A 17,729-nucleotide genomic window follows, 5' to 3' on the forward strand; every position below is an offset into this window, starting at 1 on the left:
AGCGGGGCCCCAAGCGAAAAACCGCGATTGCCGCATAAAAACTCATTTGCCTCGCGCCGTGTTTATAAAGCGGGCAAGGCATTGCGTCAGGGAACGCCCCGCTTGCACGTTTGTATACAAACGGTATCTTCGAAGGACGTCCGCACCACATTTTGCAGCGCAACCGGGGCCCAGGGATCAAGGCGCACAGCATGACGCAGAGCACGATGCGCCTGACCGTCAACGGCAAAAGCTGCGATGTCGACGCCGCGCCCGACACCGCATTGCTCTATGTGCTGCGCAACGACCTCGCCTTGAACGGACCGAAATATGGCTGCGGGCTCGGCGAGTGCGGCGCCTGCGCGGTGCTGATCGACGGTGAGGCGGCGCGTTCCTGCGTGATCCCGATCGAAGGCTGCGCCGGGCGCGACATTGTGACGCTTGAAGGCCTCGGCTCGCGCGAGCACCCCGATCTGGTTCAAGAGGCCTTCATCCGCGAGCAGGCCGCGCAATGCGGATACTGCCTGAACGGCATGATCATCAGCACCAAGGCGCTCTTGTCGCGCAACGCGCACCCTTCTGAGGCCGAAGTGCTGGAAGCACTACGCTACAATCTGTGCCGCTGTGGCGCGCATATCGAGATCATCCGGGCGGCGATGCGGGCCGCGGGCCACGCCGTCGAGGCGCACGACTGATGGCAACGTCGGAGACGCCAGCGAGCAGTGAACGAGCGCAGGGATCGCTGTCGGTGGTTCGTCAGGCAGAGGCGCTCGAAACCTTCGTCAAGATCACCGCTGATGGTTCGGTCACCGCCTACAACGGCCACGTCGATCTCGGCACCGGAATCCGCACCGCACTCGGACAGATCGTCGCCGAGGAACTCGACGTGTCCTTTGCCCGCGTCGTCGTGGTGCTGGGCGACACCTCTGTCGTTCCCAACCAGGGCGCGACGATCGCCAGCGAAACCATCCAGATCACGGCGGTGCCGCTGCGCAAGGCTGCAGCGCAGGCGCGGCAATTTTTGATCGCGCGTGCGGCGGAACGGCTGGAGGTAGCGGCCAGTGATCTCAACATCGAAGACGGGCTGATCCGCGGCAAGGACAACCGCACTGTCAGTTATGGAGAATTGATCGCCGGCGAGATCATTCGGCTCGAACTCACCGAAGACGTAACGGTGAAGGACGTCAGCGCCTATTCCATCGTCGGGCAATCGGTGCCCCGCGTCGACTTGCCGGCGAAGGCGACCGGCGAACTCGTTTACGTTCACGACATGCGCGTGCCCGGTATGCTGCATGGCCGCGTCGTGCGGCCGCCTTATGCCGGCATCGACGCCGGCCCGTTCGTCGGCACCAGCCTGATCGCGGTCGATGAAGCTTCGGTGCGCGATATCCCGGGGCTGGTGGCCGTGGTGAGGATCGGCGATTTCATCGGTATCGTTGCCGAGCGCGAGGAGAACGCGATCAAGGCGGCGGCGCAGCTCAAGGTGAGCTGGAAGCCGGTGCCTGTCCTGCCCGACCTCGGCGATCTCCAAACGGTGCTGCGGGCCAACCCATCGACGCCGCGGACGCTGATCGACAAGGGCAACGTCGACGCCGCCATTGCATCAGCCGCCAAGCCGATGGCGCGGACTTACGTCTGGCCGTATCAGATGCACGGCTCCATCGGCCCCTCCTGCGCGGTCGCCGACTATCAGGACGGCGCGATCCGGGTGTGGTCCGGCACGCAGAACCCGCACATCCTGCGCACCGATCTAGCACTGCTGATCGAGCGGCCTGAAGCCGAGATCGATGTGATCAGGATGGAAGCCGCCGGCTGCTATGGCCGCAACTGCGCCGACGACGTCACCGCCGATGCGCTATTGCTGTCGCGCGCGGTCGGCCGTCCCGTCCGCGTGCAATTGACGCGCGAGCAGGAACACGCCTGGGAGCCGAAGGGCACCGGGCAATTGATGGACGTCAATGGCGGGCTCAACGCCGACGGCGGCGTCGCGGCCTATGATTTTGCGACGCGCTATCCGTCGAACGGCGCGCCGACACTGGCGCTGCTGCTCACCGGACGGATCGCGCCGGAGCCCGCCGTGTTCGAGATGGGCGATCGCACCGCGATCCCGCCTTATGACTATGAGAACATGCGCGTGGTGGCGCACGACATGCCGCCGATCGTGCGCGCCTCCTGGTTCCGCGGCGTCTCGGCGCTGCCCAATACTTTCGCGCATGAATCCTATATCGACGAACTCGCCGCTGAAGCCGGCGTCGATCCGATCGAATATCGCCTGCGCTACCTGAAGGACACGCGCGCCGTCGATCTCGTCAATGCGGTCGCCGAGCGCGCGGGCTGGAAACCGCGACCGGTACGGCAGGAGCCTGAAGCCGAGGGCGACATCGTGCGCGGGCGCGGCTTTGCTTATGCGCTCTATGTGCACAGCAAATTCCCGGGCTATGGCGCGGCGTGGTCGGCGTGGATCGCCGATGTTGCCGTCAACAAGGCGACCGGCGATGTCAGCGTCACCCGCGTGGTCGCGGGCCAGGATTCCGGGCTGATGATCAACCCGGAAGGGGTGCGTCATCAGATCCACGGCAACGTGATCCAGTCGACCAGCCGCGCGCTGATGGAGGAAGTCTCGTTCGACCGCGCGTCCGTGACGGCGCGCGAATGGGGCGCCTACCCCATCGTCAAATTTCCTGACCTGCCGAAGATCGATGTCTTGATGCTGCCGCGGCAGGACCAGCCACCGCTCGGCGTCGGCGAGTCCGCCTCGGTCCCCAGCGCTGCCGCCATCGCCAACGCGATCTATGATGCGACCGGTGTGCGCTTTCGCGAATTGCCGTTCACGCCGGAGCGCATTTTGCGGGGATTGCACGGCGACGCGGCGGCGGTGCCGGAGGCATTGCCTGCGCCGCCGCCCGTACCCGATCTCACCAAATGGCAAAACCCGTTTGCCGGACGGCGCGGCGTGCTGGCGACGGCGGCGGCATTATGCGCGGCGGTGGTCGGCATCGGCGCTGCTGTACTGCCGTGGCGCGCGATCGGGCCGATCGCGCGGCCGGATGCGTCAGTCTATTCGGCGGCGACCATCGCGCGCGGCCAGCAACTCGCGGCGCTCGGCGACTGCGCGGTCTGCCACACCAGCATCAATGGCGTGCTCAATGCCGGCGGCCGGCCGCTCGATACGCCGTTCGGGGTTATCTACAGCACCAATATCACGCCCGACGTGGAAACCGGCATCGGCGCATGGTCCTATCCCGCCTTCGAGCGATCGATGCGCGAAGGCATCCATCGCGATGGACGGCACCTCTATCCGGCGTTTCCCTATACGCACTTCGCGAAGACGACCGATGCCGATCTGCAGGCGCTCTACGCCTACCTGATGGCGCAATCGCCGGTGCGCGCGGAAAATCCGGAAAACAAGTTGGCGTTCCCGTTCAACATCCGCCCGCTGCTGGCCGGATGGAACGCGCTGTTCCATCAGCCAAAGCCGTTCCAGGCAGACCCGAGCAAATCGGACGTGTGGAATCGCGGCGCCTATCTGGTCGAAGGCCTCGGCCATTGCAGCGCCTGCCATTCGCCGCGCAATGCGCTGGGAGCGGAAAAGCAAAGTGCTTACCTCGCGGGCGGCTTCGCCGAAGGTTGGGAAGCACCCGCCCTGACGTCACTGTCGCAGGCGCCGATCCCCTGGAGCGAAGATGAGCTCTACGCCTATTTGCGGACCGGCGAGTCGCGCTTGCACGGCGTCGCCGCGGGACCGATGGCGCCGGTCGTGAAGGAACTCGCTGCGCTGCCCGATCAGGATATCCGCGCCATGGCCGTCTATCTCGGCTCGTTCAATGAGACCGCCGCCGACAAGCGGGCACAGGATGCCCTCGCCGCCAAACTCGAGGCGGCGACCAGCACCCGGCTCGTTGCGGCCTCCAGCGTCGGCGCGCGGATCTACCAGGGTGCCTGTGCGGTCTGCCACGAGGTCGGTGGCGCGCCCTTGTTCGGCAGCCGGCCGTCGCTGGCGCTGAACAGCAACCTGCACAGCGCCGTGCCTGACAATCTGATCCAGGTGATCCTGCACGGCATCAAAGCCCCCGTGACCAGCGACCTCGGCTATATGCCCGCCTTCAAGGACAGCCTGACCGACGGCCAGGTCGCTGAACTCGCCGCCTACCTGCGGCGACAATTTGCCCCGGAGAGGCCGGGATGGGGCGATATCCACGCAACCGTTGGGCGAATCCGGCAGGAAATGGCGCGCTGAGCTGGCATGCTGCCGCCAAAAGCCACTGGTTGGGCCGCCGCGGGCGCGATAGAGTTCCGGCATGGCAGTCACAGATATTGCATCCCGGACCTACAACCACGGCTGGCGGCTCGATCCGATCGTTCGCAGCCTGCTGGATACCGACTTTTACAAGCTGCTGATGCTGCAGATGATTCGGGAATTCTACCCGGATCAGCAGGTGACGTTTTCGGTGATCAACCGCAGCAAGCATGTGCGGCTGGCCGAGATCATCGATGAGGGCGAGTTGCGCGCCCAGCTCGACCACGCCCGCTCCATCCGCTTCACCAAGAAGGAACTGATCTGGCTCGCCGGTAATACGTTCTACGGCAAGACCCAGATGTTCTCGCCCGACTTCATCAACTGGCTCGCCAATTTCCGCCTGCCCGAATACGAGCTGCGCAAGGTGGACGGCCAGTATGAACTGCATTTCCACGGGCCGTGGACCCACACCACGATGTGGGAAATCCCGGCGCTCGCGATCCTGAACGAACTGCGCTCGCGCCAGGCGCTGAAGGGACAGGGGCGATTTGCGCTCGACGTGCTCTATGCCCGCGCCAAGGCAAAACTCTGGACCAAGGTCGAGCGGCTGCGCAAGCTCGAGGGCTTGCGGTTGTCCGACTTCGGCACCCGCCGCCGTCACGGTTTTCTGTGGCAACGCTGGTGCGTCGAGGCGGTCAAGGAAGGCCTCGGCTCATCGTTCACAGGCACCTCCAACGTGCTGCTCGCGATGGACAATGATCTCGAAGCGATCGGCACCAATGCGCATGAATTGCCAATGGTTGCAGCGGCCCTTGCGAATGACGATACCGAATTGCGCTGGGCGCCCTATCGCATCCTCGATCAATGGCGCCATACCTATGGCGGCAATTTGCTGATCGCCCTGCCCGACGCCTTCGGCACCAAGCCGTTCCTGCGCGATGCGCCGGACTGGGTCGCCGACTGGACCGGCTTTCGACCCGACAGCGCGCCGCCGATCGCGGCCGGCGAAGACATTATCAAGTGGTGGAAGCAGAAGGGCCGTGATCCCCGGGAGAAGCTGCTGGTGTTCTCCGACGGCATGGACGTCGGCTCGATCGAAGAGACCTATCGGCATTTTACCGGGCGGGTCCGCGTCAGCTTCGGTTGGGGTACCAACCTCACCAATGATTTCGTCGGCTGCGCGCCGGACGGATCGGCCGATCTCGATCCTATCTCGATCGTCTGCAAGGTGACGTCGGTCGATGGACGGCCGGCCGTCAAACTGTCGGACAATCCGGAAAAGGCGACAGGCTCGCCCTCCGAGGTCGAGCGATACATACGCGTATTCGGAAATGCCGGCCGCGTCCGCGCCGCCGTGCACGTCTGAACCGGCAACACGCAACACGCAATCCCTGGCCACCCAACGATCTGACGAGGCCCGCATGCCCGCACCCAAGCCGCCTGCCTTTGAAACCCTGAGCCTGCATGCCGGCCAGCGCCCGGACCCCGTCACCGGCGCCCGTGCGGTGCCGATCTACCAGACCACGTCCTACGTGTTCCAGGATTCCGACCACGCCGCCGCGCTGTTCAACCTCGAACGCGCCGGGCATATCTATACGCGGATTTCCAATCCGACGACCGCAGTGCTCGAAGAGCGGCTTGCGGCGCTGGAAGCCGGTGTCGGCGCGATCTGCACCGCGAGCGGCATGGCGGCGCTGCATCTGGCGATCGCCACCCTACTCAATGCCGGCGACCATATCGTCGCCTCCTCTTCGCTCTATGGCGGCACCATCAATTTGCTGGCGCACACGCTGCCGCGCTTCGGCATCACGACGACATTCGTGAAACCGCGCGCGCTCGACGAGTTCCGCGACGCGATCAAGCCGAACACAAGGCTTGTCATCGGCGAGACCATCGGCAATCCCGGCCTTGAGGTGCTGGATATTCCGGCGGTCGCGGAAATCGCCCATGACGCCAAGATCCCGCTGCTGATCGACAACACCTTCGCCACGCCGTTCCTCAGCCGGCCGATCGAGCTCGGCGCCGACATCGTGATGAACTCGGCGACCAAATGGATCGGCGGCCACGGCATCGCGATCGGGGGCGTCATCGTCGATGGCGGGCATTTTGACTGGCACGATTCCGGCAAATTCCCTGTCCTGACCGAGCCGTATGCCGGCTATCACGGCATCGTCTTCGACGAGCAATTCGGCCAGGCCGCCTTCATCATGCGCGCCCGCACCGAAGGCCTGCGCGACTTCGGCGCGTGCCTGTCGCCGACCAATGCGTTCCAGCTGCTGCAGGGCGTGGAATCGCTGGGTGTTCGCATGGAACGCCATATGAGCAATACGCTCGCGGTACTGGAATTCCTCAAAGCCAACAAGGCGGTCGAGTGGGTGCTGCATCCCGCGCTGGAAAATCATCCCGACCATCAATTGGCCTTGCGGCTGCTGCCGAAGGGCGCCGGCTCGATCGTCAGCTTCGGCATCAAGGGCGGCCGTCCCGCGGGCAAGAAATTCATCGAGACGCTGCGCATGGTCAGCCACCTCGCCAATGTCGGTGACGCCAAGACGCTGGTGATCCATCCCGCCAGTACGACGCATCAGCAGATGGACGCGGCGCAACTCAAGGCCGCCGGCGTCGGCGAGGAACTGGTGCGGCTATCCGTCGGGATTGAAGCTGTGGCTGACATCATCGACGATCTCGGCCAGGCGCTTCGCGCATCGCAGAAGGTGTGAGCCATGCAACTGTCAGTCAAAGGGTCCGATACGTTCGTTGCCACCGGCGGTCGTCCGTTCGATCCGTCGCTGCCCGCGGTGGTGATGCTGCACGGCGCGGGTTTTGATCATTCGACCTGGGCGCTGCACAGCCGCTGGTTCGCCCATCACGGCTATGCCGTGCTGGCGCCGGATCTGCCGGGCCATGGCCGTTCGGCCGGCAACGCCTTGCCGACGATATCGGACATGGCCGACTGGACCGCGGCACTGCTGGATGCGGCCGGCGCGCCCAAGGCAAAACTGGTCGGACATTCCATGGGATCGCTGATCGCGCTGGAAACCTCGGCGCGTCATCCGGACAAGGTCTCAGGGCTCAGCCTGATCGGAACCGCGGCCACGATGACCGTCGGCCCCGACCTGCTCAAGGCCGCGGAGTTCAACAATCCCGATGCGATCGACATGGTCTCGATCTGGGGTCTCGGCTTCAAGGCCGAACTCGGCGGCAGCCTCGCGCCGGGACTATGGATGCATCAGGGCGCGCAGCGGGTGCTGCAGCAGACCCGTCCGGGCGTGCTGTACAACGATCTCAACGCCTGCAATTCCTACGAGGGCGCGCTCGCTGCCGCAGCGGCGGTCAAGGTGCCAGCGACATTCATTCTCGGCGAACGCGATATGATGACCCCGGCAAAAGCCGGCAAGACGCTGGCAGCGGCAACGCCGAACGCGCGCGTCGTGGTGCTATCAGGCGCCGGCCACATGATGATGGCCGAAGCGCCGGATGAATTGCTGGCGGCGTTGCGGGGGTAACGGCGCGAACATGGGTGTCTCTTCTTCCTTCTCCCCTTGTGGGAGAAGGTGGCGCGCAAGGCGCGCCGGATGAGGGGTTCTATCCACATCGCTCATCTTGCCGTGAGGAGAGAACCCCTCACCCGTCTTCGCTTCGCGAAGCCACCCTCTCCCACAAGGGGAGAGGGGAAGAGCGGCGCCCGCTGATACAATAATTACTGCCTTGCCGCCCTCTTCCGCTCCACCGGATGAATATCCACCGCCCGCAACCTTCCCATGCGGAGCACGTCCATTTCCAGCTTGCGATCGATGCGGTCGCGGTCGAGTGCGCGGATCAGGTCGTCGACGCCGTTGATCTCGACGCCATCCAGTTTTATCACGACATCTCCCGGCAACAGGCCGGCCTGCGCCGCAGGGCTGTCAGCCTCGATCTGCGCCAAGAGCGCGCCCATTGTGTTGTCGACACCGGCCACCACTGCATGTCGTCGCGGGATCGGGGCGGTCTGGCCGGACACACCGATATAGGCGCGGCGCACATAGCCGTGGCGGATGATCTCCGACAGCACGAACTGCGCGGTGTTGCTGGCGACCGCAAAGCAGATACCTTGCGCGCCCTGAATGATCGCGGTGTTGATCCCGATCACTTCCGCTGCCGACGACACCAGCGGCCCGCCGGAATTGCCGGGATTGAGCGCAGCGTCGGTCTGGATCACGTCCTCGATGGTCCGCCCGCTCACCGAGCGGATCGAACGGCCCAGCGCCGACACCACGCCGGCGGTCACGGTCGACTCAAATCCAAGTGGATTGCCGATCGCGACCACCAGCTGGCCGCGGCGCAGGCTCTTGGAATTGCCGAGCGAGGCATAGGGCAGATCGCGCGCGCCGTCGGCGCGCAGCAAGGCGAGATCGGTGTCGGGATCAACGCCAAGCACGTGCGCGTCGGTGACAAAACCTTCGGTATCCCGCAACCGGATTTCTTTCGACGCCCCGACCACATGGCTGTTGGTCAGCACGAAACCATCGGGCGAGATGACGATGCCCGAGCCAAGCCCGCCGCGCTCCCGCGCGGTGCGCACCTTGGGGCCGGTTTCGACGCGCACGACGGCAGGGCCGACGCGTTCGGTCACGCCGATCACGGCGTTGGAATAGGCGTCCAGCAGCGCCTGGTCGTTGGCGGGGGCGTGTTCGGTCGCGCGCGATGACGATCCGTCATCGGCGTTATCTGGGCTAAAATCCAACATGGCGAATTCCTTCGCCGATCAGATGGTTACGGGATTACCTCGCCGCAAGAGCCTCAACCTCCGCGTAAACCTGCCCTGAGGCTTACGTGGCCCGCCGCAGATGCGGCGGCTTCGCCTTGACCGGATCGAGAAGCGACCAGTCGCCTTGTTCCAGCGTGTAACCTTGCGGGAACGGCGCGCGGAGCTCCAGCCCGAGCGATCGCAGCACACGATCGTCGCGGTAGTAGCATTGCAGCACGACGCGAACGAGGGTTGCTGCCGCAGCACCACCCGATGCGCGGAACTCCTGCGCCACCGCATCGCGACGCACCGGATCGAGGTCGGCGAGCGGCTTGTCGGCAAGCTGCGCTAGGTGATCGAGCGCCTGTGCTACCAGTGCGGTGTCGCGCCCGAGCGTCGCCAGCATGTCGGCCTGGATCGCAGGGTCGTCTGCGCCGGGCACCTTGTACTCGTCGCTGGCGGGGACGATCATCGCAGCGACGATGCGGAGATCGTCGCGCTGGGCTGAGGTCAGTTCATTTGACACGGACATGGCGGCCTCAGTCGAAGAGATTGGCTAGACGTTGTTTCATCTGGTCGGCGACGTAGAGCGCGATCGCCTGGATCGTCGAGGTCGGGTTCACGCCACCTGACGTCACGAACACACTGCCGTCGACGATGAAGAGATTCTTCACATCATGCGACCGGCCCCATTCGTTGACGACGGAGCGCGCCGGATCGGTCCCCATCCGCGCCGTACCCAGCAGATGCCAGCCGCCCCATGGGATCGGGTCGTTGATACAGAGGTCCGTGGCACCCGCGGCTTCGAGGATCTCCCTACCCCGCGCCAGTCCGTGCGCCATCATCTTCCGGCTGTTTTCGCTGATCGTGTAGTCGATCTTCGGTGCGGGAATGCCGTGGCAGTCCTTCAGCACGGGATCGAGCGTGACGCGGTTGTGTTCCTCGGGCAGATCCTCGCAAATCGCTGACACCCCGAGCCGATGGCCATTGAGCCTGCGGAAGACGCGGTGGTGATCCGCGCCCCATGGCAGAATGCCCTTCTGCTCGCTCGCGACGGCTTCGAACACCGGCCCTGCGCCGCGGCCGAACTGGATCCCGTAGCCGCGGACGAAGCCGCGCGACAGATCGGTGTCGTAAAACTCCTTGCTCCAGAGGCAGGTCGGCGGCGCGCGGTTAGAGTCAGTCGGCTCCTTCACGAAACCGTAGATTTGCGCATAGGGATGGAACATCAGGTTCTTGCCGACCAGGCCGGATGAATTGGCGAGGCCATTCGGAAAACGGCCGGAGACCGAGTTCAAGAGCAGCCGCGGTGTGCCGACACCGTTGCAGGCGATGATCACGACCTCGGCCGGCTGGAACTGCTCGACCCCATCCTTGTCGTAATAGACGACGCCCGAAGCCATGCCGTGCTCGTTGGTCAGAATCTCGCGCACCCGGCAATGGGTCTTGAGTTCGACGCCGGCGCGGATCGCGTGCGGCCAATAGGTGATGTCGGTCGAAGCCTTGGCACCTTGCGCGCAGGCCGGCGTGCAATGGCCGAGATTGATGCAGCGCGCTCTGCCCTCATAGTCCATCGTCGCGACCGTGGTGTCCGACGGCCACCAGTGCCAGCCAAGCTTGTTCATGGCCTTGCCGATCAGCGGGCCGGAGAGCCCAAGCGGCTGCGGCGGCATCGGCGGGCGCGTCAGCGGCGAACGCGGGTCGCCCGATAGGCCCGAGACGCCCATCATCCGGTCGTTCTCTTCGAAGAACGGCGTCAGCGTGTCGTAATCGATTGGCCAGTCATCAGCGACGCCGTCGAGTGTCTTCACCTTGAAATCCGACGGATGCAGCCGCGGCCAATGCGCCGTGTACATGACCGTCGAGCCACCGACGCCGTTGAAGTTCACAACCTTGATCGGCGAGTTGTCGTCGTTGATCGGGTAGTCCTGGGGCCGGCCACGGATATTCGGGCTGGTCGACCAGTCGCCGTAGAATTTTGCTTCCCAGTCACGCCCGGTGCTCGGATATTCCGACGAATTCATCCAGCCGCCCTGGTCGAGGCAGAGAATATGCATCTTGGTATCGGCAAGGCTCCAGGCCACGGCTGCACCGGAAGCACCGGCGCCAATGATCAGGACGTCAACGGGATCGTTCTTCATTCTATTTCCTTGAAGGTCTCTCTTTCGTCATTGCGAGCGCAGCATAGCAATCCATACTTTTTGCGCGGTAGGATGGTTGCTTCCGCCTTCGCTCGTTGAGCTACGGCGGACAAGTCGCTGCGCTCGCAATGACGGCTTAACTCACAATCCTTACCGGTAGCGAACGAACGCCGCGTATGAAATTCGAATAGAGCCGCTGCGGCGGACCGACCATCTCAAAACGAAGCTCCCTTGCCAACACTTCCTCCCAGAGAATGCGGATTTGCTGTTCGGCGAGCCGGTCGCCGACGCAGCGATGGATGCCGGCGCCGAAGGCGAGATGCTGCCGGGGTTTGGCGCGACCGACGATGAACTCGTCGGCGCGATCGATCTTATCCTCGTCGCGATTGCCGGAGATGTACCACATCACGACCTTGTCACCCTTTGCGATTCGGCGCCCGGCCAATTCGACATCGTTGCGCGCAGTGCGGCGCATATGCAGCACCGGCGTGTGGTAGCGGATGGTTTCGGAAACGAGATTTGGAACCAACTCGCGCCTGCTGCGCACCAGTTCGAACTGCTCGGGGTTTTCGACCAGTGCCATCAGCCCGCCGGTCATGGAATTGCGCGTGGTATCGTTGCCGCCGACGATCAAAAGCGCGATCGTTCCGATGAATTCGCGCGCCTGCAGATTACGCGTCGCTTCCGAATGCGCCAGCATCGAGATCAAATCGACGGTTGGCGCGGCATTCGCGCGGGCATCCCACAACCTTCGGAAATATTCACCCATTTTGGTGAGTTCGGCGATACGTTCTTCCGCCGAATGCACGACGGCGTCGGGCGCTTCGATATTGGCGATCGCCACATCGGACCACCAGGTCAGTTTCTCGCGATCGGCCCAGGGAAAGTCGAACAGCGTCGCCAGCATCATGTTGGTGAGATCGGTCGAGACCCGTGCGACCCAATCGAACGTCTCGTTGCGCGGAAGCGCGTCCAGCACTTCCGACGTCCGCTTGCGGATCAGCGCCTCAAGGTTGGCGAGGTTCGACGGCGCAACGATGGGCGCGACGGTGCGTCGATGCGCGGTATGGCCCGGCGGGTCCATCCGGATGAAGTTGGCAAACTCCTGGCCGAGGGGCTGGTCGGTGATCTGGATACCGCCGAGTTCAGAACTCGACGAATAATTCTCGTGGTCGAGCTCGACGGTAAAAATATCGTCGTAGCGCGTTACCGACCAAAACGGCCCGAACGGCGAGGCCTCGCAATAATGCACGGGATCGTCGCGGCGCAGCCGCGCGAACAGCGGTCGCCAATTGTCGTCCTGGTACAAATGGGGATCGCTGACGTCGATCGAGGCCAGCTTGCGCAGCGCCTGCACCATCGTGTCCCCCTGTTTCCGTCGCCGCTTGCCGGGCGCTCCTGCCTCCGACGATAGGGGCAGATATGGCCAGGAGTAAAGGCGCGAGAGGCCGCCCGGCGGCAAACCTGCAACCCTGCCACGCGTCCAGGCGGGGTTTGTCCACCGGCGCAAGAACGGATAGTTTTAGGTCCAAGGACATACATAAAGTGCATACTTGGGAGCAACGCCGATTCCGAATCTTGACGTCATCATCATCGGCGCCGGCCTTTCCGGCATGTACCAACTCTACCGGCTGCGTGAACTGGGTTTGCGCGTGCGCGTATTCGAGGCGGGCACCGATGTCGGCGGTACCTGGTACTGGAATCGCTATCCCGGCGCCCGCTTCGATTCAGAGAGTTATTCCTATGGCTATTCTTTCTCCAAGGAGTTGCTGCAGGAGTGGGACTGGTCCGAGCATTTTGCAGGCCAGCCGGAAACATTGCGCTACTGCAACTACGTCGCTGACAAGTTCGATCTGCGCCGGGACATCCAGTTTGAAAGCCGCGTCAAGGCCGCCCATTACGAGGAAGAAAGCCGGAGCTGGACGATTACGCTGGAAGACGGCAGCCGCTTCAACGCCCGCTTCCTGATTACGGCGATCGGGCCGCTCTCGACGCCCACGCTGCCGCGAATCGAAGGTCTTGGCGATTTCAAGGGCGCATCGTTCCACACCGCCCGCTGGCCCAAGGAGCCGGTGGATTTTACCGGCAAGCGCGTCGCGGTCATCGGCACCGGTGCAACCGGCATCCAGACCATCCAGACCATCGCCAAAGAGGTCGGACATCTGACGGTGTTCCAGCGAACGGCGAATTGGGCAGCGCCGCTGCACAACGGCAAGATCGACGCCGAGACGCAGAAGAAAATCAAGGCCGGCTATCCCGAGATATTTGCCCGCTGCCAGGAGACATTTGCCTGCTTCGTTCACACGCCTGATACGCGCGGCGCCTTCGAGGTATCCGACGAGGAGCGCGAAGCCAATTACGAGCGGCTCTACGGCGAGCGTGGTTTTGGCATCTGGCAAGGCAATTTCAAGGACATCCTGATCGACCGCAAAGCCAATGCGACGATCAGCGATTTCGTCGCGCGGAAAATCCGCCAGCGGGTTAAAAACCCCGAGGTCGCCGAGAAACTGATCCCGAAGAACCACGGATTCGGCACGCGGCGGCTGCCGCTGGAGACGTTTTACTTCGAGGTCTACAACCAGGACAATGTCGAGCTGGTCGACATCAAGGAGACGCCGATCGAGCGGATCACAACCAAGGGCATCAAGACCAGCGCAAGGGAATTCGAGTTCGACATCATCATCTATGCGACCGGGTTCGACGCGCTCACCGGCAGCTTCGACAAGATCGACTTCCGCGGCGTCAATGACGCGCGGCTGAAGGAGAAATGGAAGCACGGGCCGCAGACCTACTTGGGCATCATGGTCCACGAATTCCCCAACATGATGATGCTGATGGGGCCGCACACCGCGCTCGGCAACATTCCGCGCAGCATCGAATACAGCGTCGATTGGGTGACCGGGCTGGTGCGCTTTGCGTACGACAACAAACTGACACGACTGGAAGCGACCACCGCCGGTGTGCAGTCATGGACCGATCACGTCAAGGCGCTCGGCGTCGGGCTGTTGTCCAACGAGATCGATTCCTGGATGACCGGCATCAACTCCAACGTCGAAGGCAAGCAGACCCGCATCATCGCCCGCTACAGCGGCAGCGCCCCGGCCTATCGCGCGCGATGCGATGAGGTCGCGGCGAAGGGGTATGATGAGTTGCAATTGGGGTAGCTTTCTAATGTCGTCCCGGCCTTGAGCCGGGACCCATACCGCGTGATCTATCGAGATCGCGATGTGGCAGACGCCTTGCCTAACAATAGATGACCGGGGTTATGGGTCCCGGCTCAAGGCCGGGACGACGTGGACGGATTTTCGGCTCTCTCACCACGCATCAATACACGGCCGCTTCCGTCCATTCCGCGGCTCCGGCTTCGGCACCGAGCGCAGCCCCGACATGATCCAATGTCTGGTATCAGCGGGATCGATGACCTCGTCGATCTCCAGCACCGAAGCGATCGAGACCGCCTTGCCGTTGGCATAGAGTTCGGCGACCTTGGCCTTGTAGTATTTCTCGCGCTCCTCGGGATCGGCGATCGCTTCCATTTCCTTGCGGAAGCCGAGCCGGACATAGCCTTCCAGGCCCATGCCGCCGAATTCGCCGGTCGGCCACGCCACCGTGAAGAACGAGGCATGAAAGCCGCCGCCGATCATGGCTTGCGCGCCGAGGCCATAGCCCTTGCGCAGCACGATGCCGAACAACGGCACCGTGAGGCTGGCGCCGGTCACGAACATCCGCGCCACGTGGCGCACAATGGCGGTCTTTTCCGCTTCGGGCCCGACCATGAAGCCCGGCGTATCGCACAGCGACACGATCGGAATGTCGAAGGCATCGCAGAGCTGCAGGAAGCGCGCGGCCTTGTCGCCGGCCGCGGCATCGATCGCGCCGCCAAGGTGTTTTGGATTGTTGGCGATCAGCCCGAACGGTTTTCCCTCGATGCGGATGAACGCCGTAATCATGCCGACGCCGAAATCGCGGCGAATTTCCAGCACCGATCCCTCGTCGGCGATAAGGTCGATCACGGCCCGGATGTCATAGACCCGCAAGCGATTCTCCGGGATCGCGCGCCGCAGCAGCCGCTGGTCCGGCGCCTTCCAATCCGTCACTGTGCCCTGGAAATACGACAGATATTTTTGCGCGGCGGAGGTTGCTTCCGCTTCGTCCTCGACCAGGATGTCAATGACGCCGTTCGGCGACTGAAACGACACCGGGCCGACTTCGGCCGGATGATAGACGCCAAGACCGCCACCCTCGATCATGGCCGGACCGCCCATGCCGATCGACGCATTTTTGGTGGCAATGATCACGTCGCAGCAGCCGAGCATCGCGGCATTGCCGGCGAAGCAATAGCCGGAGACGACGCCGATGACAGGCACCAACCCCGACAGTTTTGCAAATTGCACAAAGGACGGCCCGTCGAGGCCGGTCATGCCGAGCCGGTCGGTATCGCCGGGACGGCCGCCGCCGCCCTCGGCATAAAACACCAGCGGCATCCGCCATTGTTCGGCGAGCCCCAGCATGCGGTCGATCTTCTTGTGGTTCATATGACCCTGGGTGCCCGCCAGCACGGTGTAGTCATAGGAGATCACCATGCAGCGCGCGCCTTCCGCGCCGAATTTTTCCGCATTCACGGTGGCGACGCCGGAGATCAGGCCGTCAGCCGGCGTGTTCTGAATGAGGTCGTCGACCTTGCGCCGCCGCCGCTGCGCCGCGATCGCCAGCGAGCCATATTCGACGAACGATCCTTCATCGACGAGCTGCGCGAGGTTTTCGCGCGCCGTGCGCTGGTTGGTCTTGCGACGGCGCTCGACCGAGGCCGGCCGGTTCTCGTCCAGCGTGATGGCGTGACGCGCGATCAGTTCGGCGAGGTCAGGGCGGATGTGGTCGAGATCGACATCCTCTTCCTCCGCCACATTGTGGGCATCGATCTCGGCCGGTTCGAGAAACAGGATGGCTTCGTCCTGCATCAGGGTGACGCCGGCGTCGGCAGCAATCTTCGTCACCTTGCCGCCATGCGGCGCGGTCACCAGATGCTCCATCTTCATGGATTCGAGCACCGCAATCTGCTGGCCGGGCCGGACGAGATCGCCTTCCCGCACCTCGATCGCAACGATCGTACCCTGCAGCGGCGCCGGTACCGGGACGGAGCCGGCCGGACCGGCCGACCCGGCCGAGGCTTCGGGGGCCTCGGGAATCGACACGGCCGCGCCCGCTTCCAGCAGCTCGGGCGCCGAAAGATCGTTCGCCGCGTGCACCAATGCAGCGACATGGGTATCGATAAAGCCGGTATTGATCCGGTTGGCGACGAAATCCGGATGCGCCAGCACCGCCCCGAGGAACGGAATATTGGTAGCGACGCCGCCGATGCGGAATTCGCGCAACGTGCGGGTGGCCTTCTGCACCACATCGGCCCAGTTCGGGCCGGTCGCGTGCACGATGACCTTGGCGAGCAGCGAGTCAAAGGCGGCGCTGGTCCTGTAGCCGGAATAGCCGAACGTATCGACGCGGACACCGGGGCCGGCCGGCAGATCGAACATGGAGAGCGTGCCGCCGGTCGGCTTGGTGACGCCGTGCTCGTCCATCACCTCCATGTTGACGCGGAGCTGCATCGCGTAGCCGCGCGGTCTTGGGATGTAGGCCTGTGCGAGGCCGAGCGAGCCCAGCGTGGCGCCGCCGGCGACGGCGAGCTGCGCCTGCACCAGATCGACGCCGAGCACCTCCTCGGTCACGGTGTGCTCGACCTGCAGCCGCGGATTGGCCTCGATGAAGGCGAAGGCCTGCGCATCGCCTTTGGCATCGCCATCGACAAGGAATTCGAAGGTGCCGAGATTGTCGTAGTTTGCGGCGCCCGCGAGTTCCCGGGCGGCGTCAATGATCCGCGTGCGCAGACTGTTGCTCAGCGACGGGCTTGGCGCCACCTCGATCAGCTTCTGGTTCCGGCGCTGGATCGTGCATTCGCGTTCCCACAAATGGCTGATCGCGCCATGGTGGTCGCCGATGATCTGCACTTCGATGTGGCGGGCGTTTCGGATCAGGCGCTCGACATAGACGCCGTCGCTGCCGAAGGCCGCCTTGGCCTCGGACTGGCAGCGCGCATAGGCCTCTTCCAGCTTTGCCGCATCGTCCACGATCCGCATGCCGCGGCCGCCGCCGCCGGCGATGGCCTTGATCATGACGGCGGCGCCGGCGCCGAGCGACGCGAAGAAATCCCTGGCCTGGTCGAGCGAGGTCGGGCCGCTGGTGCCCTCGATGATGGGCACGCCAGTCTCTTTTGCCAGCGCCTTGGCCTTGGCCTTGTCGCCGAACAGATCCAGCGCCTCCGGCGACGGGCCGACGAAGGTGATGCCCTCTTCCGCGCAACGCCGGGCCAGCAGGGTGTTTTCGCTGAGAAAACCGTAACCGGGATGCAGTGCATCGCAGCCGGTGGCCTTGGCGGTGGCGACGACGGCTTCGATGTCGAGATAGGCGCGTGCGCCCCGCCCCGGGATTTCATGCGCCACGTCGGCGGAGCGAACGTGCAGCGACAGGGCGTCATCGGCGGGATAGATCGCAACGGTGGCAAGGCCGGTCTCGCCCGCAGCCCGCGCGATTCGAATGGCAATCTCGCCGCGGTTGGCGATCAGGAGTCTATTGAAAGGCATAAGAACTTCCGCAAAAG

11 protein-coding genes are annotated in these 17,729 nt (G+C 63.9%); 6 read left to right on the forward strand and 5 right to left on the reverse strand.

Features of this window, described 5'->3' with window-relative positions:
- Positions 1-191: 191 nt before the first annotated feature.
- The 5 genes from JQ574_RS12200 to JQ574_RS12220 all read left to right on the forward strand — a co-directional run bounded on the left by JQ574_RS12200 (position 192) and on the right by JQ574_RS12220 (position 7,719).
- Positions 192-674, forward strand: coding sequence for a (2Fe-2S)-binding protein (locus tag JQ574_RS12200; RefSeq protein ID WP_212208511.1), 483 nt, complete (start codon positions 192-194; stop codon positions 672-674).
- Positions 674-4,216 (forward strand): molybdopterin cofactor-binding domain-containing protein, encoded by a 3,543-nt coding sequence (locus JQ574_RS12205; RefSeq protein ID WP_212208512.1) that lies wholly within the window; start codon positions 674-676, stop codon positions 4,214-4,216. The genes JQ574_RS12200 and JQ574_RS12205 overlap by 1 nt, the downstream gene beginning before the upstream one ends.
- Before the next feature lie 61 nt (positions 4,217-4,277).
- Positions 4,278-5,582 (forward strand): nicotinate phosphoribosyltransferase, encoded by a 1,305-nt coding sequence (gene pncB / locus JQ574_RS12210; RefSeq protein WP_192734885.1) that lies wholly within the window; start codon positions 4,278-4,280, stop codon positions 5,580-5,582.
- A gap of 55 nt (positions 5,583-5,637) precedes the next feature.
- Positions 5,638-6,933, forward strand: coding sequence for an O-acetylhomoserine aminocarboxypropyltransferase (locus tag JQ574_RS12215; RefSeq protein WP_212383556.1), 1,296 nt, complete (start codon positions 5,638-5,640; stop codon positions 6,931-6,933).
- Between the two features lie 3 nt (positions 6,934-6,936).
- Positions 6,937-7,719, forward strand: a complete 783-nt coding sequence (locus tag JQ574_RS12220) for an alpha/beta fold hydrolase (RefSeq protein WP_212208514.1) — start codon at positions 6,937-6,939, stop codon at positions 7,717-7,719.
- A 194-nt stretch (positions 7,720-7,913) separates the two neighbouring features.
- Here JQ574_RS12220 and JQ574_RS12225 read toward each other — a convergent pair whose 3' ends face one another.
- The 4 genes from JQ574_RS12225 to JQ574_RS12240 form a co-directional block, all read right to left on the reverse strand.
- Positions 7,914-8,939, reverse strand: coding sequence for a S1C family serine protease (locus JQ574_RS12225; RefSeq protein WP_212208515.1), 1,026 nt, complete (start codon positions 8,937-8,939; stop codon positions 7,914-7,916).
- Positions 8,940-9,021: 82 nt separating this feature from the next.
- Positions 9,022-9,471, reverse strand: a complete 450-nt coding sequence (locus JQ574_RS12230; RefSeq protein WP_212208516.1) for a hypothetical protein — start codon at positions 9,469-9,471, stop codon at positions 9,022-9,024.
- 7 nt (positions 9,472-9,478) lie between these two features.
- Positions 9,479-11,080: a GMC family oxidoreductase gene (locus tag JQ574_RS12235; protein WP_212208517.1), complete on the reverse strand. Its 1,602-nt coding sequence runs from the start codon at positions 11,078-11,080 to the stop codon at positions 9,479-9,481.
- A 136-nt stretch (positions 11,081-11,216) separates the two neighbouring features.
- The gene (locus JQ574_RS12240; RefSeq protein WP_212208518.1) at positions 11,217-12,440 is read right to left on the reverse strand and encodes a cytochrome P450; all 1,224 of its coding nucleotides are present in this window, start codon (positions 12,438-12,440) and stop codon (positions 11,217-11,219) included.
- A 193-nt stretch (positions 12,441-12,633) separates the two neighbouring features.
- On the opposite strand from JQ574_RS12240, the gene JQ574_RS12245 reads away from it, so the two are divergent.
- Entirely contained in the window at positions 12,634-14,244 is a 1,611-nt protein-coding gene (locus tag JQ574_RS12245; RefSeq protein ID WP_249119289.1) for an NAD(P)/FAD-dependent oxidoreductase, read from the forward strand.
- Between the two features lie 150 nt (positions 14,245-14,394).
- On the opposite strand, the gene JQ574_RS12250 is transcribed toward JQ574_RS12245, so the two are convergent.
- Positions 14,395-17,712 carry a carboxyl transferase domain-containing protein gene (locus JQ574_RS12250; RefSeq protein ID WP_212208519.1) on the reverse strand — a complete coding sequence of 1,106 codons (3,318 nt, stop codon included), beginning with the start codon at positions 17,710-17,712 and terminating at the stop codon, positions 14,395-14,397.
- Positions 17,713-17,729 lie beyond the last annotated feature (17 nt).

It is taken from the genome of Bradyrhizobium sp. AUGA SZCCT0158, from assembly GCF_018130065.1.
In the GTDB taxonomy this organism is placed as follows: domain Bacteria; phylum Pseudomonadota; class Alphaproteobacteria; order Rhizobiales; family Xanthobacteraceae; genus Bradyrhizobium.